This window comes from Neorhizobium sp. USDA 3394, from assembly GCF_056280385.1.
The window spans coordinates 819,777-840,860 of record NZ_JBWCDU010000002.1 but is presented as its reverse complement, the minus strand read 5'-3'; the positions used below and the strand labels follow the sequence as shown (position 1 = coordinate 840,860).

At 59.3% G+C, this 21,084-nt stretch carries 18 protein-coding genes and 1 pseudogene; 16 read left to right on the top strand and 3 right to left on the bottom strand.

Going from position 1 to position 21,084, the window contains the following annotated elements:
* Window positions 1-21: 21 nt before the first annotated feature.
* The 8 genes and pseudogenes from ACZ9EJ_RS25620 (at window position 22) to ACZ9EJ_RS25585 (ending at window position 7,789) form a co-directional block, all read left to right on the top strand.
* Window positions 22-696: a glutathione S-transferase family protein gene (locus ACZ9EJ_RS25620; protein WP_046641357.1), complete on the top strand. Its 675-nt coding sequence runs from the start codon at window positions 22-24 to the stop codon at window positions 694-696.
* Window positions 697-716: 20 nt separating this feature from the next.
* Window positions 717-1,313: a cysteine hydrolase family protein gene (locus tag ACZ9EJ_RS25615; protein WP_046630422.1), complete on the top strand. Its 597-nt coding sequence runs from the start codon at window positions 717-719 to the stop codon at window positions 1,311-1,313.
* A 76-nt stretch (window positions 1,314-1,389) separates the two neighbouring features.
* Window positions 1,390-1,680 carry a putative quinol monooxygenase gene (locus tag ACZ9EJ_RS25610; protein ID WP_255742388.1) on the top strand — a complete coding sequence of 97 codons (291 nt, stop codon included), beginning with the start codon at window positions 1,390-1,392 and terminating at the stop codon, window positions 1,678-1,680.
* 120 nt (window positions 1,681-1,800) lie between these two features.
* Window positions 1,801-1,947, top strand: a pseudogene (locus ACZ9EJ_RS25605) (transposase); the annotation flags it as partial.
* A gap of 532 nt (window positions 1,948-2,479) precedes the next feature.
* Complete coding sequence (locus tag ACZ9EJ_RS25600; protein WP_046641355.1) at window positions 2,480-4,051, top strand: BCCT family transporter; 1,572 nt, start codon at window positions 2,480-2,482, stop codon at window positions 4,049-4,051.
* A 628-nt stretch (window positions 4,052-4,679) separates the two neighbouring features.
* A complete protein-coding gene (locus tag ACZ9EJ_RS25595; RefSeq protein WP_046641354.1) occupies window positions 4,680-5,669 on the top strand; it encodes a Bug family tripartite tricarboxylate transporter substrate binding protein in 990 nt (329 codons plus the stop codon).
* 144 nt (window positions 5,670-5,813) lie between these two features.
* Window positions 5,814-6,281, top strand: coding sequence for a tripartite tricarboxylate transporter TctB family protein (locus tag ACZ9EJ_RS25590; RefSeq protein ID WP_052764650.1), 468 nt, complete (start codon window positions 5,814-5,816; stop codon window positions 6,279-6,281).
* Window positions 6,282-6,283: 2 nt separating this feature from the next.
* The gene (locus ACZ9EJ_RS25585; protein WP_046641376.1) at window positions 6,284-7,789 is read left to right on the top strand and encodes a tripartite tricarboxylate transporter permease; all 1,506 of its coding nucleotides are present in this window, start codon (window positions 6,284-6,286) and stop codon (window positions 7,787-7,789) included.
* A gap of 34 nt (window positions 7,790-7,823) precedes the next feature.
* Here the strand turns inward: ACZ9EJ_RS25585 and ACZ9EJ_RS25580 are convergent, their stop codons facing one another.
* On the bottom strand, window positions 7,824-8,750 hold the full coding sequence (locus ACZ9EJ_RS25580) for a LysR family transcriptional regulator (protein ID WP_046641353.1): 927 nt from the start codon (window positions 8,748-8,750) through the stop codon (window positions 7,824-7,826).
* Window positions 8,751-8,900: 150 nt separating this feature from the next.
* Here ACZ9EJ_RS25580 and ACZ9EJ_RS25575 point away from each other — a divergent pair, with 150 nt between their 5' ends.
* A complete protein-coding gene (locus tag ACZ9EJ_RS25575) occupies window positions 8,901-10,046 on the top strand; it encodes a mandelate racemase/muconate lactonizing enzyme family protein (protein WP_046641352.1) in 1,146 nt (381 codons plus the stop codon).
* Between the two features lie 200 nt (window positions 10,047-10,246).
* Here ACZ9EJ_RS25575 and ACZ9EJ_RS25570 read toward each other — a convergent pair whose 3' ends face one another.
* The gene (locus ACZ9EJ_RS25570; protein WP_046641351.1) at window positions 10,247-10,987 is read right to left on the bottom strand and encodes a GntR family transcriptional regulator; all 741 of its coding nucleotides are present in this window, start codon (window positions 10,985-10,987) and stop codon (window positions 10,247-10,249) included.
* 131 nt (window positions 10,988-11,118) lie between these two features.
* On the opposite strand from ACZ9EJ_RS25570, the gene ACZ9EJ_RS25565 reads away from it, so the two are divergent.
* From ACZ9EJ_RS25565 to ACZ9EJ_RS25540, 6 genes are all read left to right on the top strand, one after another.
* Window positions 11,119-12,126: an ABC transporter substrate-binding protein gene (locus tag ACZ9EJ_RS25565; protein WP_046641350.1), complete on the top strand. Its 1,008-nt coding sequence runs from the start codon at window positions 11,119-11,121 to the stop codon at window positions 12,124-12,126.
* Window positions 12,127-12,192: 66 nt separating this feature from the next.
* Complete coding sequence (locus ACZ9EJ_RS25560) at window positions 12,193-13,008, top strand: ABC transporter ATP-binding protein (protein ID WP_046641349.1); 816 nt, start codon at window positions 12,193-12,195, stop codon at window positions 13,006-13,008.
* A 5-nt stretch (window positions 13,009-13,013) separates the two neighbouring features.
* On the top strand, window positions 13,014-13,886 hold the full coding sequence (locus tag ACZ9EJ_RS25555) for an ABC transporter permease (RefSeq protein WP_046641348.1): 873 nt from the start codon (window positions 13,014-13,016) through the stop codon (window positions 13,884-13,886).
* Window positions 13,887-13,920: 34 nt separating this feature from the next.
* Entirely contained in the window at window positions 13,921-15,657 is a 1,737-nt protein-coding gene (gene araD / locus ACZ9EJ_RS25550) for an L-arabinonate dehydratase (protein WP_046641347.1), read from the top strand.
* 7 nt (window positions 15,658-15,664) lie between these two features.
* A complete protein-coding gene (locus tag ACZ9EJ_RS25545; protein WP_046641345.1) occupies window positions 15,665-16,390 on the top strand; it encodes a ribonuclease activity regulator RraA in 726 nt (241 codons plus the stop codon).
* Between the two features lie 282 nt (window positions 16,391-16,672).
* A complete protein-coding gene (locus ACZ9EJ_RS25540; protein ID WP_046641344.1) occupies window positions 16,673-18,325 on the top strand; it encodes a tannase/feruloyl esterase family alpha/beta hydrolase in 1,653 nt (550 codons plus the stop codon).
* Between the two features lie 208 nt (window positions 18,326-18,533).
* On the opposite strand, the gene ACZ9EJ_RS25535 is transcribed toward ACZ9EJ_RS25540, so the two are convergent.
* Window positions 18,534-20,336, bottom strand: a complete 1,803-nt coding sequence (locus ACZ9EJ_RS25535) for an amidohydrolase family protein (RefSeq protein ID WP_255742387.1) — start codon at window positions 20,334-20,336, stop codon at window positions 18,534-18,536.
* 242 nt (window positions 20,337-20,578) lie between these two features.
* Here ACZ9EJ_RS25535 and ACZ9EJ_RS25530 point away from each other — a divergent pair, with 242 nt between their 5' ends.
* The gene (locus tag ACZ9EJ_RS25530) at window positions 20,579-20,893 is read left to right on the top strand and encodes a hypothetical protein (RefSeq protein ID WP_046641342.1); all 315 of its coding nucleotides are present in this window, start codon (window positions 20,579-20,581) and stop codon (window positions 20,891-20,893) included.
* Window positions 20,894-21,084 lie beyond the last annotated feature (191 nt).

Sequence of the window (21,084 nt, the reverse complement as noted above, 5' to 3'; positions counted from 1 at the left end):
TCCAGCGCATCGAGATCCGTCATGACCGAGCAAAACCTCACTCTCGTCAGCCACCCGCTGTGCCCATTCGTCCAGCGTGCCGCGATCGTCCTTCTCGAAAAGGGGGTGGCGTTCGACCGGGTCAACGTCGATCTGTCGGCCAAGCCTGACTGGTTTCTGGCCCTGTCGCCGACCGGCAAGGTGCCGGTGCTGAAGGTGCGCCAGCCGAACGGTGAGGATGCGATCCTCTTCGAAAGCGTGGTCATCTGCGAATATCTGAACGAGACGCAGGGTGGCGCGGCGATGTATCCCGACGATGCATTGCTGCGTGCCCGGCATCGCGCCTGGATCGAATTCGCCACCCAGACCTTTACGGAGGGCTGGCAGTTCCTCCACGCCAAGGACATGGCGACCGCCGACGCCAAGCGGGCCGCCTTCCGTGATCGACTGAGCAAGATCGAAGCGGAACTGGGCGACGGCCCGTATTTCGCCGGGGCGGACTTTGGTCTGGTCGATGCGGTCTACGCACCGCTGTTCCGCTATTTCGGGATCATTGATCCGCAAGTGGCGGACCCGATCTTTGCTGGCCTGCCACGTGTGACGGCGTGGCGCGCGGCACTTGCCGAGCGATCCAGCGTCAGGAACGCCGTGATCGACACCTATCCCGACCTGTTTCGCGAACACCTGCGCCAGCAAGGCGCGATGATCGCGGCTTAACAACCAGAAGGAGTGATATCATGACCGACCCATCCAATAGCGCGCTGATCCTGATCGAATATGTCAACGACTGGCTCTCCCCGACCGGCGGCATTTATCCGGTGTTTCAGGACCGGGAGCAGGTCGACACCGCGATCGCCAATTCGAAGATCATCCTTGAAGAGGCCCGCCGTCGCGGCCTGCACGTGATCCACGCAGCGCTGAAGTTCGAGCCGACCTTCAAGGTGCTGGGCGAGGCCAAGTACGGCCTGCGCAAGATGACGCGCGACCATGGCGCGTTCCTGGGCGAGCAGGCCGATTTCTTCCCCGGCTTCGAGCCGGCGGAAGGCGAGCATGTCGTTCGCGAGCGCGCCGGCGGCAGCAGCGTCTTCGTCGGAACCACGCTCGACGGCTACCTGCGCAACAATGGCATCTTCGACATCTACCTCGCCGGCTTCTCGCTGCGCCAGTGCGTCGAGTCTTCGATGCGCAATGCCCATGACCTCGGCTACCACACCAATGTCATCTACGACGCGTCAGCCGGCTATACCCGCAAGCAACAGGACGACTTCGTGGCCGAGATCGCACCCTTCTACGCCAACGCGATCACCACGCAGGAGTTCGTGGCGAAGGCATAATCCGCCGCTGGACCCGGCCCGGTTATCGGGCCGGGCTTCCGTCGGCCGTTAGATGCGAGGCAATACGATGATCGGGATGATGGTCGAACTCTCGGTCGCGCCGGGTAACACCGACGCATTCGAACGCGCCTTCGCGGTCCAGGCCGCCGCAGTGCGTGCCAAGGAACCAGGTAACCGCCTGTACGAACTGTTCAAGTCGCGCACCCTGGCCGACAGCTACACGCTGATCGAAATCTACGAGGACGAGGCCGCGCTCGCCGCGCACCGGACATCGTCGCACATGGCGGCCAATCGACCGCTGACCGCGCCGTTCCTCGCCACACCGCCCGTCACGCACGTGTTCACGGTTGCGCCGCACTCCTTATGACCGGCCGGATGGTCGGGCTATCGTATATCGACAGCGGCACGCCGTACCGCACGGTGGACCGGGCGGGATAAGTGGAATTTCTGCCTGACTTCGGCTTAAATGCCGGGAACAGGAGAGACCATGACGAGACGACCGCGCCGGAACCATACCCCGGCCTTTAAGGCAAAGGTGGCGCTTGCGGCGATCAGGGGCGAGCAGACGCTGGTGGAATTATCCCAGCAGTTCGACATACACGCCAATCAAATCAAGCAATGGAAAGACCAGGTTTTTGCGACCTGATGGCCCAACATCGCCGTTGTTACTCTTCTGACAACCAAAAGATGCCGAGGCTCTGGACGCGCTGGCGGATATCGGACGGCTGCGTTTCGGTCCGAAAATCGTGCTCTTTGCCGACATCAATAACTCTTCCGTCGCGATCCAAAGACGGAATCTCATGAGAGATGACTGCTTGCCAGCTATCTGGTGCTGGCCAGATCGAGCCGCAATCTTCCGGTCGGTCTTGTCCATCATTAGCCGCGTTGTTTCGAATGCCGGCTTCTTCCGCAAGTAGCCACGAGATTCGCCTACAAGAATTCGGTTTTGGACAAGCTCATGGTCGTAACTGACACGGGTGCAAGCGAGTGATCTGTTAATCACCCAAGGAAAGCGGCCGTAGATCCGCATCAGCACAAAGGCGCGTCCGGCGTCGCTACCTCAACAGCATTATCAGCCCACGACCTGGCCTCTCTCGAGAAGTCGGCCCGTCGCGGTATCCGGAAATTCAAGGGAACGTCACTACATAAATCTGGAGGGATAAAGCATGTCGACTACAGACAGACTGCGAAGCGTAGATCCGGCGGTATTCTGGCCGGCCCTAGCTATAACAGCCGGGTTCATCTCATGGGGAGCATTGGCCCCGGATAGCCTCGCCTCGGTCACTCAGGCCACGCTTTCGGCGATCATCAACGGCTTCGGATGGGGCTTCGTTGTCTCGACGGCGTTGTTCCTGGTCTTTTCTGGCTTCCTGGCGATCAGCCGTTTCGGCAAGATCAGGCTTGGGGCTGATGACGAGCTTCCGGAATTCCGGACGGTTTCGTGGGTATGCATGATGTTCAGCGTCGGGATGGGCATCGGGCTGATGTTCTGGGGCGTTGCCGAGCCAGTTTTCCATTTTGGCGCACCGCCTCACGGGCTGGCGGTCGCGCAATCCAAGGAAGCTGCACTGCTTGCGATGAAATATTCCTATTTTCATTGGGCCCTGCACCCTTGGGCCATCTATGCGATTGTCGGCCTGGCAATCGCATACTTTACCTACCGCAAGGGCTTGCCCATCCTGATCTCAAGCGCGTTCACCCCCCTGCTCGGCAAGGCGGTCAACGGACCGATCGGTAAAACGATTGATATTCTCGCCGTCATCGCCACACTGTTCGGCACGGCGACGTCGCTTGGACTTGGTGCACAGCAGATCAACAGCGGTCTGAATTTTCTCTGGGGAACTGGTGAAGGGACAGGCATTGCCCTTGCGATCATCGCGGTGCTGTCCATGCTGTTTATCCTGTCGGCAGTGTCCGGGGTGGGCAAGGGCGTTCAGTTCCTGAGCAACATGAACATGGTGGTCGCCGCGGCGCTGCTGCTGTTCCTGGCTATCGTTGGACCGACCATCTTCATCCTCAACACCTTTACCGAAGCGCTCGGCGACTACCTGGCCGATCTCGTTACAATGTCGTTCCGCACCGCCGCCTTCAGCGACGGCAAGTGGCTAGGGAGTTGGACGATCTTCTACTGGGCCTGGTGGGTGTCTTGGGCGCCTTTCGTCGGCGTCTTTATCGCCCGCATCTCAAAAGGGCGCACCATCCGCGAATTTGTCATCGGCGTCCTGCTCATTCCGAGCGGCGTAACCTTCCTCTGGTTCACCATCATGGGCGGTACGGCGCTGCATTCGGAACTGATGGGGGTTGGTGGTCTTGTCGAGGCGGTCAATAATCAGGGTGCCGCAATCTCACTGTTTGCGCTACTCGAACAATATCCGGGAACCGCGCTCACTTCGTTCCTCGCGATATTCCTTGTTGCGATCTTCTTCATCTCGGGAGCGGATGCCGCCTCGATTGTGATGGGCATGCTGTCGTCTCACGGCACACTTGAGCCTGCACGCGGCGTCGTCGTCCTCTGGGGCGTCCTTGCAGGCGCATCGGCCTGCGTGTTGCTGGTGATGGGAGGTTTGCAAGGCCTGCAGACCGCGTCGATCATCGCGGCAGCACCCTTCCTCGTCGTTATGATCGGGTTGTGCATCTCCCTATGGATCGCGCTGTTGGACGACCTCGAAGGGCGCAGCAAACTGGCCCCACCCCTGCCCGCAGGCCCTCCTTTAGGCGAAGCACTCGCGGCTGAGTAGGTCACCGCTTTGCCACCCAAGCAACCAACCAATCGCACCCTAAACTGAGTTTCAGGTGCGATTGGCAGGAAGCGCGCGCGGGTTAAATTCACCCCCTGCCACGTTTTATCCTGACCCACGCGAGGCATTGCTTACAATGACCCACGATCGAGCCTGGTATGGCAGCTCCAACTGGCCCCTAAGCGGGCGAGAGCCCTTTGGTAACTTTTCTGTACGATCGTGGATAATTGACCCGCTTCCGATAATACGCACCGCGGATCGTCCAATCCTGGCAAACCGGCAAAAGCTGCCCCTGCCGCTTCGTGCAAAGCGGGCGTCACCGTGTAAATGCGGTTGAAATCCGCAACGTCACGCCTACCGACAGGATCGCTTCTGCCATCGATTTGGCCTGTACCTTCAGCACGTCAACCTGACGAAGCTTCGCGACGCTCTATTCTGCCGTGCGTCGTTTCACTGCCATTTCAATGTCCCTTCCGACGCTCAAAAAAACCGATAAAACCATGCCAATTAGGTTATGGATTGTTGCGAAATAGCAGTTAGACAACATGCATAGTTTTATCTCAATGTGACAATGGATCTGGAGGAATTGCGACGTTTCGTCCGTCGCAGATGAGATGGAGGAACTGATATGAATTTCTATTTCCGCGAAGTCCGAGGCTTCGTGAGGGCTGCGATCCTTGCGGTCTCCGCAATCCTGCTGCCAAGCCTCGCCAGCGCCGAAACCCTCGAAGGCGGGACAATTCGAATTGTTGTTCCCTACGCGCCCGGCGCGGCAACGGACAATCTTGCTCGGCTACTTGCACAAGGGCTTGAACAGAAGCTGAAGGCTACCGTCGTGATCGACAATCGGGCTGGCGGCGGTACCCAGATCGGGACGCGAGCCGTAGCTACCGCGAAGCCGGACGGGCGAACTCTTGGCTTTATAGATACCGCTTTCGCCATCAATCCAGGCCTGGTCGGGGCAGCTTTGCCTTACGACACGGAAAAGGATTTCACGCCCATATCGCTCATGGCGACCGCCCAGCTGGTTCTTGTCGTCAACCCCGCCGTCAAGGCCCAGAACATTGCAGAACTGGTCAAGCTTGCTAAGGCCGAGCCCGGGAAGGTTGGATACGCCACGACAGGTGTCGGCAGCGCGCCTCACCTTGCGGGTCAGCAGTTCAAGGAAGCGACAGGCGCAAACATCGTGCATGTACCTTTCAACAGCGGCGGATTTCTAACGAATGTCGTGGGGGGCCACGTTCCGGTGGCCTTTCCGGTGGTCGCGTCTGCGAGGGACTTCATCGAGTCCGGTTCGCTCCGGGCGCTGGCGGTGACGGGGTCGGAACGCGCCCGGCTGCTGCCGAACGTGCCGACGATGAAAGAGGCGGGATTCCCCGCGATTGACGCGACACCCTTCTTCGGGCTTATCGCCCCAAAGGGCCTTCCGCCCGAGATACTCGCTCAGCTGAGCGAGGCTGCGAGTGGCGCTCTGAAAGAAGGTGCGATACGGGACAAAGTCGTCCAGACAGGGTTTAATCCTGTCGGCAGCAACTCGACCGACTTCAAACCATGGCTTGAAAAGGAGATCGCGAAATGGGCGGGCGTGATCGAGCGTAGCGGCGAACGCCCTAAGTGAGCGACCACGGTCGGCCCTGCCTCCCTTCGGCGGCGGGCCGAGCGGGGACAATACCTATAGCGTAGCGCAACGAAGCGCCTTGACCGCGGGCGGGGTCGGCGGTGCGCCACACGACTATACGCAGCCACGATTTGGATGTGACAGGTGAAAACACAAATCAATACCGGCGATTTCGTATCAGGCGCCGTATTCCTCGGCGTCGGCGTCCTGTACGCACTGACCACCTACCAGACCCTCCCGATGGGCGAAGCGCTTAGCATGGGTCCGGGCTATTTCCCGTCTATTCTCTCGGGCGTTCTAGCGTTCCTCGGCATCGTCATGATCGCACGAAGTTTCCGTACGGTGCAGGTGCTCGAATTCGGCGAGGTCCCTTACAGGGCGATCGCCCTCATCACCGCGGCGATCCTTATTTTCGCTAACTTCCTGGACGAGCTCGGCTTACCGCTATGTGTATTCGTTACGACCTTGGTGGCCTTTTTCGGCAAGCGAGAGGCCAATCCCGTCAGGGGCGTTACAATCGCGCTGGGTATAGCGGTTTTCTGCACCGTCGTGTTCAGCTTCGGACTTCGACTTCCCATCCCGATTGTCGGAACCTGGTTTGGGGGTGAATGACGATGGATATTTTCGCAAATCTGGAGCTCGGCTTCGCAAGCGCACTTCAACCGATAAACCTGCTTTACTGCTTTCTCGGCGTACTGCTCGGAACGATAATCGGGGTCCTACCCGGCATCGGTCCGCTCGCGACCATGGCGATGCTCTTGCCCCTCACCTTCGGCCTCGATCCCACAACGTCGCTGATCATGCTGGCCGGGATCTATTACGGTTCCCAGTACGGCGGCTCGACGACCGCAATCCTGCTCAACCTGCCGGGCGAATCTTCGTCTGCCGTGACGACGATCGACGGCTATCAAATGGCGCAGCGTGGCCGCGCCGGGCCAGCACTCGCCGCAGCCGGGCTGAGTTCTTTTTTTGCGGGCACCGTGGCCACGATCGTCATCGCGGTGATCGCCCGGCCTCTTACCGCCATGGCGCTGAGTTTCGGTCCGGCGGAGTTTTTCTCGCTCATGATGGTGGGGTTGGTCTCGTCGATCGCGCTGGCGTCGGGTTCCGTCGTCAAGGCTGTCGGCATGATTTGCCTTGGTCTTCTGTTGGGCCTGACGGGCACCGACATCAACACGGGCACACCTCGATTTACTTTCGGCAGCCTCGATCTTCTCGACGGCTTCGACTTCGTGGCGATTGCCGTCGGCATGTTCGGGATCGGTGAAATCCTGCGAAATCTGGAGACGTCCCATTCTGGCGGCGGCGTCATCAGCAGGGTGGGACGGCTCTGGCCCTCGAAGTCCGATTTTGTCCGCATACTCGGCCCGTCCGTCCGAGGCACGGTGATCGGCTCGCTCCTCGGCGTATTGCCCGGCGGTGGCGCGCTGCTCTCGTCATTCGTCGCCTACAACGTCGAAAAGAAGGTATCCAGAAACTCCAGCGAATTTGGCAAAGGTGCAATCGAAGGGGTCGCTGCCCCGGAGGCCGCAAACAACGCAGGAGCCCAGACGTCCTTTATCCCGATGCTTTCGCTCGGGATTCCCTCCAACGTCGTAATGGCGATGATGATCGGCGCGATGGTCATGCAGGGTATCGTCCCCGGGCCGAACGTCGTCACGAGCCATCCCGATCTCTTCTGGGGACTCATCGTGTCAATGTGGATCGGGAACGCCATGTTGGTGATCCTCAATCTCCCCCTCGTGGGGATATGGGTGACGCTGCTACGGGTACCATATGACGTGCTCTTCCCGTCCATCATCGCGTTTTGCTGCATCGGAGTATTCAGCGTCGAGAACAGCGCGTTCAGCGTCAACGTCATCATCGGTGCAGGCCTGATCGGCTATTTCCTGGTCAAAGTCGGATGCGAGCTTCCCCCATTCATTCTCGGATTCATCCTCGGGCCAATGCTGGAAGAACACTTCCGGAGGGCGATGCTCATTTCGGCGGGTGACCCCCTCGTCTTCGTCCAGAGACCGATCAGCGCGGTGCTCCTGCTTATAGCCGCAGCAACGCTCGTCGCCGTGAGCCTGCCTGCCATATCCCGCAAGCGAACCGAGGTCTTCGTCGAGGACGACTGACAAGGCCGTCGCTCGGCAGGAGGTCAAAGGGGGATCATGGTGTCTGTTGTTGCAGTCCTTTGGAGATTTCCTTTGATTTCCTGCAGGCCCGGCGGATGCATTCGGCGAGCTCGTTCAGATAGCGGGAACCTTTGCGGTTGACCGACCGCACCAGGCTGAGCTTTACGGTCGCGCTCGGGTAGAGACGGCGCGATACAAGGCCCCGCTCGCGGCCTTCGCGCAGTCCGGCCTCGTCGAGCACGGCAATCCCGAGGCCCGCTTTCACGAAGCTGCACGCAGTATTCGATTGCGACACCTCAATGGAAATCGGAAGCTCGATGCCTGTTTCGCTCATGACGCGCCTAAGAGCAGCGCCCACAGGCTGCGTCTTCCCCAATGCAATTATGTCGTAGGGCTTTAAATCGGCCAGCTCGATTTGCTCCAGAGACGTGAGAGGGTGGCCTTCGGGCATCAGGCACCCGATATCGTCCTCATTCACATATTCGACATCGAGCGACTGGTCGACGGTCGCCTCGTAGATTACCCCGATGTCGGCCCTGTTCTTAGCGATCAGTTCCGAGATTTCCATCGTCGTCCTCGTGCGAACGATCAGAGAAATATTCGGATAACGCGCGCGAAATTCACACAGGGCGTCGGGCAACAAGTTTGACGCCACGACGGGGTTCGTCACGATATGGATTTGGCCGTCGTGGCCGTCGCGCAGGTTGGTCGCGTTCCTCTTTACGGCCTCCATGGCCGCCAGTGCCTGAAGAAGTCCGGGATAGAGGTCGAATGCTTCGGGCGTCGGGAGAAGCTTCTTGTTCTGCCTCCGAAACAAGGGAATACCAAGCCTGATCTCGAGGTTCCTCAGCAGTTTGCTTGCCGCGGGCTGCGACATCGCAAGAGCATTCGCGGCGCTTGTGAGGGTGCCAAGTTCCATTGTCGCGACGAACAGCTCGAATTCCCGTAGACTGATCTGCATATTCCGCTCCCGTTTCAATGGCCTGACGTAAGCCTGCACCTAGAAAGGTCTTACATGCATTTCTGGTTATGGATAGTTGCCAAATTGCAGTTAGACAATATGTGAAGGCCTGCACCATTATCCTCCTGAAACGGAGGAGCGTGTGCATTGATGAGAATTTCCCGTATCGAGGGGTATCATCTCGGTTTCAACCCCGATCCCCCGCTCGGCAACGCCCAGACGTTCATCCGCCGCCGCGATTTCCTGCTGGTAAGCGTGGTCACCGAATGCGGAAAACGCGGATGGGGCGAGGTCTTCAATTCGCCCTTCGCCGCTGGCGCCTTCATCAAAGCCAAGCTCGCACCCCTTGTGCTGGGCGAGAGCGTCATCAATCGAATCCCGCTTTTCGAGAGAATGCGGACATCCCTTGCCTACGACAAGCGCGGCGCGGGTCGGATGGCCCTGTCGGCCATAGACATGGCGGTGCACGACGCGGCAGGGCAAGTGCTAGGGCTCCCGGTTGCGACCCTACTTGGCGGCCAGGTCCGCGACCGCGTATTCGTCTATGCCTCGGGGCCGTTCATCAAAGAGGGGCGCGGATATCAGGATTATCCGACCGAGATCGAAAGCTATCTCCGCGGCGGGTTTCGCGCCGTCAAGCCGCGTGCCGGGCTACACCCCGTCAAAGACGGCCGCATGGTGAACGAGGTTCGGTCCCAGGTCGGTGACGATATCGGCCTTATGGTCGACGTTAACCAGGGTTATTCGCTCAGCGGAGCGATCGAGTCGTTGCGTCGCATGGAAGATGCGGGACTGATGTGGGTCGAGGAACCTCTGCAGCCAGAGAACCTGTCTGGGTACCGCCAACTGGCGCGAACCTCCCGCGTGGCGTTGGCCGGAGGCGAGGCGCTGGGAACACCAGCGGCATTCCGCGACTTCCTGGAGGCCGACACCTTTTCGGTTTTACAGCCTGATCCGACGGTATGCGGCGGCTTTACCGGATACCGCCAGATTTCGGCCCTCGGCATGGCATATGATGTCCCGACGATCCCCCACAGCTTCGGTACGATCGTAAACGCGACCGCCTCTTTGCATCTGGCCGCGCTGGAACCCGAGCGGCGCGGCGGTGGTCCGGCAAGCTATCCGTATGTCGAATACGACATGACCTTCAACCCGCTCTTGGCTCTGCGTGCGATCGACGTCGGGTCGGACGGCTGTATCGGTCTGTCCGATGCCCCCGGTCTCGGTCTGGACTTGAAGCCGGAAGAGCTAACTCCCTGGCTCACGGACAATTGGTCCCTAGCCCACGAAGAATGATGGTCTAGTCAGCCATGGAACAGCAGATTTGCTTGGCAAAGAGCTACCCGGTCCCGGCCATCGGCGCGGCGACCCGTTCATGGGGACACCGGAGGGCCTTTAGTCGCGTGACGACTTCATCATCGACCGGCCCGGCAGTCGATGATCGAGGAAGGTCAGGAGAACGGCCGAGTGGGAAGACAGTCGAGGAACTTAGCCAGCTAGGCCAGTTCGGACGCGAACCCGTCCGAGTCGCCACCCCGCACACCGTCATCTTGAATGAAGTCCGGGAAGCGAAGCTGGATCGCTTCGATTATCGACAGGGTGCCCGAAAGATGTTTTCGCATCGCGGCGGCTGCAGTTTCCACATCGGCATTCCTTATCGCCTTCACGATCTCATGATGGTCAGCCAGGAGGGACTGCATTTTCCCGGGCATCGGAAGGTTGAGGCGACGCAGGCGGTCAAGATGGACGCTTTTCTCGCGTACCACCTTCCAGAGTTCCGGGTTGCGGCTGCGGGTGTAGAGCACTCGATGAAAATCTTTGTCGAAGGCGTCGAACCTGTCGTACGTGGCCGGGTCGGCAGAACGCTCCTGCTGTTTGAGGATGTGCTCGAGAGCCGACGCGGTCTCGGCGGGAGACTCGGCAATCAGCCGGCGGATGGCTTCCAACTCGACGGAAAGGCGCAGGAACTGCGCTTGGCGGGCATGATTGACATCGATGCGCGAAACGCGCGTCGCATACTGGGGGTAGATGTCAACGAGCCCGTCCTCCTGCAGCCGCAGAAGGGCGTCGCGAACTGGTGTCACGCTCACGCCAAATTCGTCTTGAAGAGCCGTCCGGGAGAGCGGAGCGCCCGGCTCAAGAGCGACAGTAAGGATCCTCGCCTTCAATATCTCATGAACCTGAACCGCTACCTGGCGCGATCTGTCGAGCGTCATGACGTTGTTTTTCAGTGGCATTTCCGGACTCCGTTGGCACGCACATCTGACTAGCATGAAATTCCCGTTGATGCACTGATGTTTTAGTGTACTAATGCATCACCGATCGCATGGAGGCGGTAGGTTTCGCACACGTTCTGGGAGGACCCAAGATGAAGAAGTTAATCCGCGGCGTAGCCGCGCTCGTCGCCATGGTCGGCGTCGCTCTACCCGCCGTCGCTCAGGAGAAGACGTCCATATCCATCACGCGCCAACCGGGGATTCTCTACCTCGCCAGCCATGTGATGGAGACGCAGAAGTTCATCGAGAAGCAGGCTGAGGCTCAGGGTATCAAGGGCGTGACCGTCGAGTGGCGGACCTTCAGCGGCGGCGGCGCACAGACGGATGCCCTGCTCGCGGGTAACGTCGACATCGTCAATACGGGTACCGGGAACCTGCTGCTTCTCTGGGATCGTACAAAGGGCAAGGTAAAGGGCATTATCACCAGTTCCGCCCAGCCCGTGATCATGGTCTCCAACGATCCGCGGATCAAAACCCTCGATGACATCACTCCGACGGACAAGATCGCCGTCCCGACCGTCGGCGTCTCGACGCAGGCCATTCTCCTGCAGATTGCAGCCGCCGCGAAGTATGGCGATGCGCAGGTAAAGAAATTCGATCCGAACACGGTGCAGCTCGGCCATCCGGACGCGGTCGCCGCGATCTCGAATCCGAACCACGAAGTCAAGAACCATTTCGCCGCTCCTCCATTCCAGTACATCGAACTCAAACAGAAGGGCGTTCATCGCGTGACGGATTCCCGCGAGATTCTCGGCGGGGCGCTGACCCAAGCGACGTTTTTTACCACGACCGGCTTTGCAGAAGCGAACCCCAAGCTCATCGTCGCGGTTCGCGAGGCGACCAAGGAGGCCATCGCGTTCATCAAGAAGGATCCAAAGGCGGCGCTCGAAGCCTACAAGGCTGTAACGGGGGACAAAACGTCGATTGACGACCTGATGGCTATCATGAACGAGCCAGGATTTATCAACGAGTACCGCATAGATCCTCAGGGCACGATGAAGTTCGCCACTCACCTGAACAAAGTCGGCACGCTCAAGACCATGCCCAAAGCGTGGACTGACTATTACCTCCCTGTTTCCGCGGACCTGAACGGGAACTGAGCGTGCCGTTGCTCGAGCGAGGTCTCCCGTCGGCTTCGCTCGAGCCTTTCACAAGGATTCATCGCGATGTTACAGACAATCGAAAAGGCTCCGGCGTCACTGACCGAGGCACGAAATGAAGACGCGCTTCTGACGGTCGACAATGTCACGCTGCGCTACAAGACTCCGAGCCTGTTGGTAACGGCGACCGAAAACGTGAGCTTCAACGTCTGTCAGTCAGACCGCTTCATCCTCCTCGGCCCTTCTGGCTGCGGCAAATCCACCCTCCTGAAGGCTGTCGGCGGCTATATGAAACCCGTCAGCGGTTCTATCAAGATAAACGGAAAGACCGTCACCAAGCCCGGGCCTGATCGCATGATGGTCTTCCAGGAATTCGATCAACTGATGCCGTGGAAAACCGTTCTGGAGAACGTGGTGTTTCCTCTCGTCACTGCCCGCAAGCTGCCGAGAAAAGAAGCCGAGGACATCGCTCGGGGATATATCGAGAAGGTCAAGCTGACCCGCGCCATCGACAGCTACCCCCACACGCTCTCGGGCGGCATGAAACAGCGCGTCGCCATCGCCCGCGGAATGGCCATGCAGCCGGACATCCTGCTGATGGACGAACCCTTCGCCGCTCTCGACGCTCTGACGCGGCGGCAAATGCAGGACGAACTCCTGCAGCTGTGGGAAGACACGAAGTTCACCGTCATATTCGTGACCCACTCGATTGCCGAAGCGATCAAGATCGCCAATCGCATATTGCTGCTGTCGCCGCACCCAGGTCGGGTGAAAGCCGAAGTGATCAATGTCGACAAGGCATCAGCAGAGGACGGCAGCGCCGCTGCTCTCGAGCGCGAAATCCACGACATGCTTTTTTCCGAACCCGGACATCGGGAGTGAGAGACATGACAAAACCTCAAATCCTTCTTGCCGCCACCGACGCACAAACTGGCGCTCCGATGTCGAACATCTCGATAGTCGAGCAAAAGCTCAGTGTCTTCGAAACCCTCTGGGGTATAAGTGCCCTGCGCAAGGCGCTGATAATCGTGGTACTGGGAGTGCTCTGGCAGCTCTACGCTTCCCATCTCGACAATCCTCTTCTCTTCCCGACCTTGACGGACACCTTCGCGACCCTGGTGGACAGGTTCGCGGACGGCACCCTGCCCTCGCGCATCTGGACGACACTCAAGATTCTCATCACAGGCTACGTCGCGGGCAGCGTTCTCGCCGCGATCCTCACTGTCCTCGCGATCAACACCCGCATAGGGACGGACTTCCTCGAGACCATGACGGCGATGTTCAATCCCCTGCCCGCGATTTCGCTTCTGCCGCTGGCTCTGATCTGGTTCGGACTGGGTGCGTCTAGCCTGGTCTTCGTCCTGGTGCATTCGGTACTCTGGGCAGTAGCGTTGAACACGCATTCAGGTTTTCTCGGGGTATCCCGAACGCTCAGGATGGTCGGCGCCAACTACGGATTGACGGGCTTTGCCTACGTCACGCGGATATTGATCCCCGCCGCCTTTCCGTCGATCCTCACTGGCCTCAAGATCGGTTGGGCTTTCGCATGGCGAACCCTGATCGCGGCCGAGCTGGTGTTCGGCGTGTCGTCCGGCCAAGGCGGCCTTGGCTGGTTCATCTTCGAAAACCGCAACCTTCTCGATATCCCGGCGGTCTTTGCGGGCCTCCTTACAGTGATCGTGATCGGTCTTATCGTCGAAAACCTGATTTTCCAGACGATCGAAAAGCGCACGATCCAGAAATGGGGAATGAAGGAATAGCCACGCGCCGTTCTCCCGGAAGAAAGTCTTATCCATGCAGAATAACAAGACGCCATCATCGCTTCGAAGCGCGCGGTGGTTTGCCCCCGACGACCTCCGAAGCTTCGGTCACCGTTCGCGGATGATGCAGCTAGGTTACTCCGACAAGGATTTCGGCAAAAAGCCGTTTATCGGAATCCTGAACACCTGGTCAAAACTCAACACCTGCCACGCCCATTTCAAGGAAAGGGTCGTGGACGTCGAGCGGGGTGTGTTGCAGGCAGGCGGATTCCCTGTCGAGATGCCCGCGCTTTCGGTGGACGAAAGTTTCACCAAGCCGACGTCAATGCTCTACCGCAACATGCTGGCAATGGAAACGGAGGAGATGATCCGCTCGCATCCGCTCGACGGCGTCGTTCTGATGGGCGGATGCGACAAGACTACTCCCGGCCTGGTCATGGGCGCAATCTCGGCAGGCGTGCCGATGATTTTCCTGCCTGCAGGCCCGATGCTACGGGGCAACTACGCGGGCAGGATTCTGGGCTCCGGCTCGGATGCCTGGAAATTCTGGGACGAAAGGCGAGCGGGTAACATATCGGACGCGGAGTGGCTCGGCGTCGAAGGCGGTATCGCCCGTTCGGCCGGGACGTGCATGACGATGGGGACAGCCAGCACGATGACCGCGATCGCGGACTCCATGGGCCTGAGCCTTCCAGGAGCTTCCTCCATCCCGGCGGTCGACTCCAATCACCAGCGTATGGGAGCGGACAGCGGCCGCCGAATTGTCGAGATGGTTTGGGAGGACCTTACTCCTGACCGCATCATCACCGAAGCGGCCTGCCGGAATGCCGCAATCGTTGCGATGGCGACAGGTTGTTCCACCAACGCCGTGGTTCACTTGATCGCCATGGCGCGACGAGCTGGCGTCAATCTGTCGCTCGACGATCTCGACGCCCTTGGCAGGGTTACCCCCCTGATTGCCAATGTCCGCCCCTCGGGGAAGGACTATCTGATGGAGGACTTCTATTACGCGGGCGGCCTCAGGGCTCTCATGGCCCAACTCGGCGACAGACTTGATCTTTCGGCCGTAACCGTGACCGGGCGAACGATGGGTGAAAACCTCGAAGGCGCGCAGGTGTTCAACTCCGACGTCATTCGTCCGCTGTCGAACCCCGTCTACCACGAAGGTTCACTGGCTGTGCTGCGCGGCAATCTTTGTCCCGACGGAGCCGTCATCAAGCCTGCCGCTTGCGATCCGAGATTTTACCAGCACGAAGGCCCCGCACTGGTCTTCGACAGCTATCCGGACATGAAAAAGGCTGTCGACGACGAGGACCTCGATGTCACCCCCGATCACGTCCTGGTCCTGCGCAACGCCGGCCCCCAAGGCGGTCCCGGGTTCCCCGAATGGGGCATGCTACCGATACCCAAGGCGCTGATCGAACAGGGCCACCGCGACATGCTCCGCATCTCCGACGCGCGCATGTCGGGTACATCATACGGCGCGTGCGTCCTGCACGTCTCTCCGGAAAGCTACGTCGGCGGACCGCTGGCGTTGCTCAAGACGGGGGATATGGTCCGTCTCGACCTTCCCAACCGTCGCCTGGACATGCTCGTCAGCGACCAGGAGCAGGCGCGCCGACGCGCCGAATGGCGAGCTCCCGAGCCGCGTTTCGAACGCGGCTATGGGTGGATGTTCTCACGCCACGTCACGCAGGCCGACAAGGGCTGCGACTTTGATTTCCTTCAATCCGATTTCGGCCGCACCGCGGGCGAACCCGACATCTACTGAGGTCACCATGACGGACTACACCCTTTCCGACGCCACTCGGGCGAAGTATAAAAAAATCTCCACAGCCTCGATCGCGACGGCCCTCTACAAACGCGGGCTGCGAAACCAGTTCATCCAGGGTGTGCTTCCGGTCGCGCCCAAGACGGAAAACATGGTCGGGCAGGCCTTTACGTTGCGCTATATTCCTGCGCGGGAAGATCGGAATCCGATCACGATATTCCGTGACCCCAAGCACCCGCAGCGCGTCGCCATGGAGACGTGCCCTCCGGGTTGGGTTCTGGTGATGGACGCGCGCAAGGACGCCCGCGCCGCCACCGCAGGGTCGATCCTGATAACCCGTCTGGCGTTGCGCGGTGCAGCGGGCGTAGTCTCCGATGGAGGATTTCGAGATGCGACAGGCATCGGCGAACTGGACATGCCCGCGTACTACGCCAAACCCTCGGCGCCGACCAACCTGACACTTCACGAAGCACTCGACATCAATGTTCCGATCTCATGCGGTGACGCGCCGGTTTTCCCAGGTGATGTCTTGGTCGGAGACCGAGACGGTGTCATGGTGATCCCGGCCCATCTCGCCGACGAACTCGCCGACGAGTGCACCGGAATGGAAAGCTACGAAGATTTCGTACTCGAACAGGTCAAAGCGGGCGAAGCCATCATTGGCCTGTATCCGGGGACGAAAGAGGAATATCAAACCAGGTACGAAATCTGGCGCAAGGAGAATGGGCGTTAAGCGACCGGCTTCCTGTCACCGAAGGCGATAGCGGTCTTGCGAAGAAGCCGATGTCAATCTTGAGATTTTTGAAGCCGATCAGCTACCAGAACATTCCGGATGACGTACTGGCCGATGATTTTCGCTAGCGCTCCCGCCACGTCCGCGGGACGGAGAGCGATGGACCGAGGGTTACGGGAGATGACGGCCCATTCGGCGGATCATCTTGTCACGGGCATCCGTTGAGTGGCTATCGGACAAGATTGCGCGGCGACCGGGCGTGCAGATGTGGAGGAGGAAGGCATGAGAAAGACTATCTATCTAATCGCCCTGGCGGGTCTTATCCCATTCGTTTGGCACTCACCTGCCAACGCGGGTGTCGAATGCGAGAACTTGAAGGCAAAAACTGAATCTGTCGGTATCACGATAACCGAGAGCGCAAAGACAAATCCCACCAACGACATCCCGGTTGGGCACTGCCTGGTTCGCGGCATCGTCGGCGCGCGCAAGGGAACAGACGGGGTGTCCTACGGGATACGCTTCGAGTTGCGTCTTCCCGATGAATGGAACGGGCGGTACGTCCACCAGTTCAACGGAGGGAACGACGGAACTGTCGTTCCGGCTGTCGGACCATTACTCGGAGGCAACAAGCAGGACACCGCTCTTGCGCGAGGTTACGCGGTCGTTTCGAGCGATGCAGGGCATGACGGCAAAGCCAATCCCGACCGGGGGCTCGCCGCCGGAGCAGCGTTCGGGTTCGATCCCGAGGCGCGGAGAGATTATGGATACGGGGCGGTCGCCAAGCTCAACCCGATTGCCGTCAATCTCGTGGAAACTCACTACGGTAAGAAAATCGCTTTCAGCTATGGGGTCGGGGGCTCCAACGGGGGGCGACATGGCCTGATGGCTGCTACCCGCATGCCAAACGACTTCGATGGTATCCTTGCAGGCTATCCTGGCTTCAATCTTCCAAGGGCCGCTCTCCAACATGCCCTCGACATCCAATCTTGGGCCAAGGTTAACAGCGACATTTCCAAGGCGTTTTCGCGAGAGGATATGGCCACACTTGCGAAAGGCATTCTAGCGGCATGCGATGCATCCGATGGGCTGGCGGACGGGATCGTAGGCGACCCGGATTCTTGCGAGACATCATTTAAGCCCCAGGTCCTCCAATGCGCGAATGGCAGGACTGGTGATTGCCTCAGCGAAGCCCAGGTCACCGCTCTTTTGGCGAGCCACGCCGGTCCACGTGGACCCAAGGACGAACAGCTCTACAGCGCCTGGGCCTGGGATCCGGGAATGGCCTCGGCTAACTGGCGTGGATGGAAACTTGAAAGCGCGGTTGATTCGTGGGGTCGTAGACCCACGATCGGAGTAATGGGAGCGGCTTCCCTTGCACAGATTTTCACGACACCGCCTACACCCGTCGGCGGCACGCCGGAAGAACTTCAGAAGTTCCTTCTCGAGTTCGACATCAAATCCGAGTCGTCTAAGATCTTCGCCAAAGACGGAGTGATGACCGAATCCGCAGTCGAGTTTATGATCCCGCCACGCTCTGACAATCCGGATTTAAAGGACTTCCGCGATGCCGGGCACAAGATGATCGTGATTCACGGCAACGCCGACCCGGTGTTTTCGGTGCTCGATACGGTCAATTGGTATCAGAAACTCGATGCCAACAACAAAGGCGCGGCGCAGTCCTTTGTCAAGTTTTACCGGATACCAGGGATGCCTCACGGTGCCGGCGGTCCATCCTACGATGACTTTGATTTCTTCTCCCCGCTCGTGGATTGGGTTGAGAAAGGGATTGCTCCTCAGGGCGTCTCAGCAGGCATCACCCAAAAGAACAGCGAAGCGAAAGCATTGGTCGGTGCTCGCTATCTGTATTGCCCATATCCCCAGGTAAGCAGAGTGAAAACTAGCTCTACAGGCGAGAAAGAGAGAACCTGCCAGTAAAGCGTAAGCCGGATAGCTCTCCCCGCAAAGAAATGATGAGCACCTACATGGCGAGGCACTCGCCAAAGGCGGGAGATTTCGATCTTCTTGCAAAAACACGGCCATTGTAACTTGGATGGCCGTGTTGATTTTTAGGGGTCAATGAAGCCGCTCGGGGTGCGGCCGCCATCTTCCCCCTACCAAGGCGGGTTGCAAGCGGGGTAATGGGCTAGTGAATCTTGGCCCAATCACTCAGCGCGGCCATATCGCCCCCGGCGCGCTTGCGCAGGTCGTAGGCTTCACGCACGGCCTCCTCCTTGATGCGCTCCACATCGAGGCCGACCAGCTTTCCGCCTCGTTTCATGACCCGGCCATCAACAAGCACCGTATCCACGTTGGCGGCGCGCGCGGTGCGACCGATCATGGCTTCCGGCCGGCCGTAGGGCAGCATGTTGAGGTCGTCGGCGCGAACGAGCACGATGTCGGCTCGTTTGCCGACCGTAAGCGATCCGGTCCTGTCGGCAATGCCCAGCGCCTTCGCGCTATTTATCGTCCCCATTTTGATGACATCGGCGAAGTTGATCGGCTTCGACTTTTCCGTGTCCAGCCCTTTGAACGGGATACCCATGTACCAGGCCGACGACATGGATTCGAACATGTCGATCGGCGCAAGCGCGTTGGCGTCGAAAGACAGCGAAACGTTGACGCCGTCATTGAACATATGCACGAGCTGCTGCGCCTGGTAACCGGAGTTTCCCAGCCGCAGCTCGGAATGCACCGAGTAGCTGAGCGGCGCGCCGGTTTCGGCCATCGCAGCACGGTCTTCGGGCTTTGCATGGACGAAATGCACGATGATCGTCTTGGGGCCGAGATAACCCCATGTCTTCAGGGGGACGACGCCGTAGCTGTAGCCGCCTTGGCCGGCATGCATGGCTACCGGCAGACCGCGTTCGAATGCCCAGTCCATTTCGGTGCGGAACAGCTTTTCGGTCAGAGTGGCCGGGCCGCGGGAATTCAGACCGAAGGAAACCAGCTTTTCGAATGGCGAGTTCGCATCGAACCATTGCTTCTGGATGTGCCCCGCAAGTTCGAGGTCGATGAGCTTGTCCTTCGCGAGCTGATCGTGATGGCCGAAGGTGAACAGCGCCCGCATCCCGGAATCCTTATGCGCCCGCATTTCGGCTTCCACAGTCTCCTGCGACATGACGTGGTGGCAATAGTTATGCAGGGTCGTCACGCCGGCGTTCAGGCTTTCGGCCATGGCCAGCATATCGCTCGCATAAAAAGCCTGCGGCGTCATCTGTGGCACGAAGGCGCGCTTGACACCGAAATATTCCAGACCCGGCGCCAGCATGTTGCGCATGATGCTGGTCCAGATGTGGAAATGCGTATCGATCATTCCCGGCATGACGATCATGCGCGATGCATCAATGACCTCCGCGCCGGGAGCCTGGAGATTCGCTCCGATCGCCACGATCTCGCCGTTGCGGACGTGAATGTCGGCGCCTTCGATATTCCCAAGCTTCTCATCTACGGTCAGCAGCGAGCCGCCCTTGATGAGATATTCCCGGCGGTCCGGCAAGGCCCGCGGCGCGGATTGCTGCGCGCGTGCCGGGCTTGGTGCAATCAGAGCCGGCGCTGCAAGTCCGAACACTCCCGTGCAGGCGATGCCGCTCGCACCCAACAGCAGGGAGCGGCGGCCGAACCGCGGCTCAATCGGTTCCCCGCAGCAGTCGCACGGCGTGTCTGATTCATGTTTCCCAGTCATTTTCGTTCCCCTTCTTTTTTGGTCGATGTTGGTCTGCTGAACCAGTGCTGTTCGAAATCTCCTGCATGCGCGCGACCGCACCGCGTTTCCGGCCCGTGACGACGTCGCGCCTTGTTGGAAGTCACCAGCGGCGGGGATTTCTGGATCATCGCCGTGGAGCCAGCCAAGTGGGCAATAGCCGGGCGAGCGGCATCGGTCATTGAGGAGGCTACCTTTATGTTCGAGGTGACGCCAAGCAAGAACCGCGCCAATCAACTGGACCACACTGATGACGGCAAGCTACTCCGTCGGGGTGCCTTGCTGCAGGCATACGGCCGCAAAAGCTATAGGCATTTGCTCAAAAGGCGGGGTCGAGTTGAGAGGGTTCGAGTCACATAACAGAGTGACGTTTACATCGGAGTTCAGGAGCAACATCGCGTGATGGAGTTCATGGACGCGTTGCGAACCACCTTTGTTTGCAACCACAGTTGCTTCGACAAGATGACACGGGCGGCTGACCGGACGATATGGACGGCAAGCTTGGATGCAAGGGTTTAGTCCTCGAGACACCGATCCTCGCCAGTCGCGGCCGGAACAGCGGACCGATGGTCAGGGAGATCGGGGGCGGGTCGAAGCCGCGGCAGGATACCGACATTTCCGATCACGCCTTCTTCGAAAAAGACAGCCGTCGCCTGAGCATCGAGAGCCCTGGGGAGATCCAGATCAGCAGCGTGAGGAATCCCAGGGCGTTTGCGATTGGCCGATCAAAGAAGGCAACCAACGAACCGCCTGATTTCATCATTGAGGTCAAGAAGTTCTGTTCCAAGACAGCTACGGCATAGTCACAACATCAAAGAGCCGAATCCATTCACGCCGGGGGCGATGCATCAAAGCCGCGAGGCATATGAACCGTCGGAGTGCGATTGTACGTTCGCTTTCTCTTTGATTACATAGCCGTCGCTGTGCATAATCCTCAGTCGCGCCAGTGCCTTGGCAATATCTGCGTCGGCAAAGACCGGCTGGAAACAGTGCG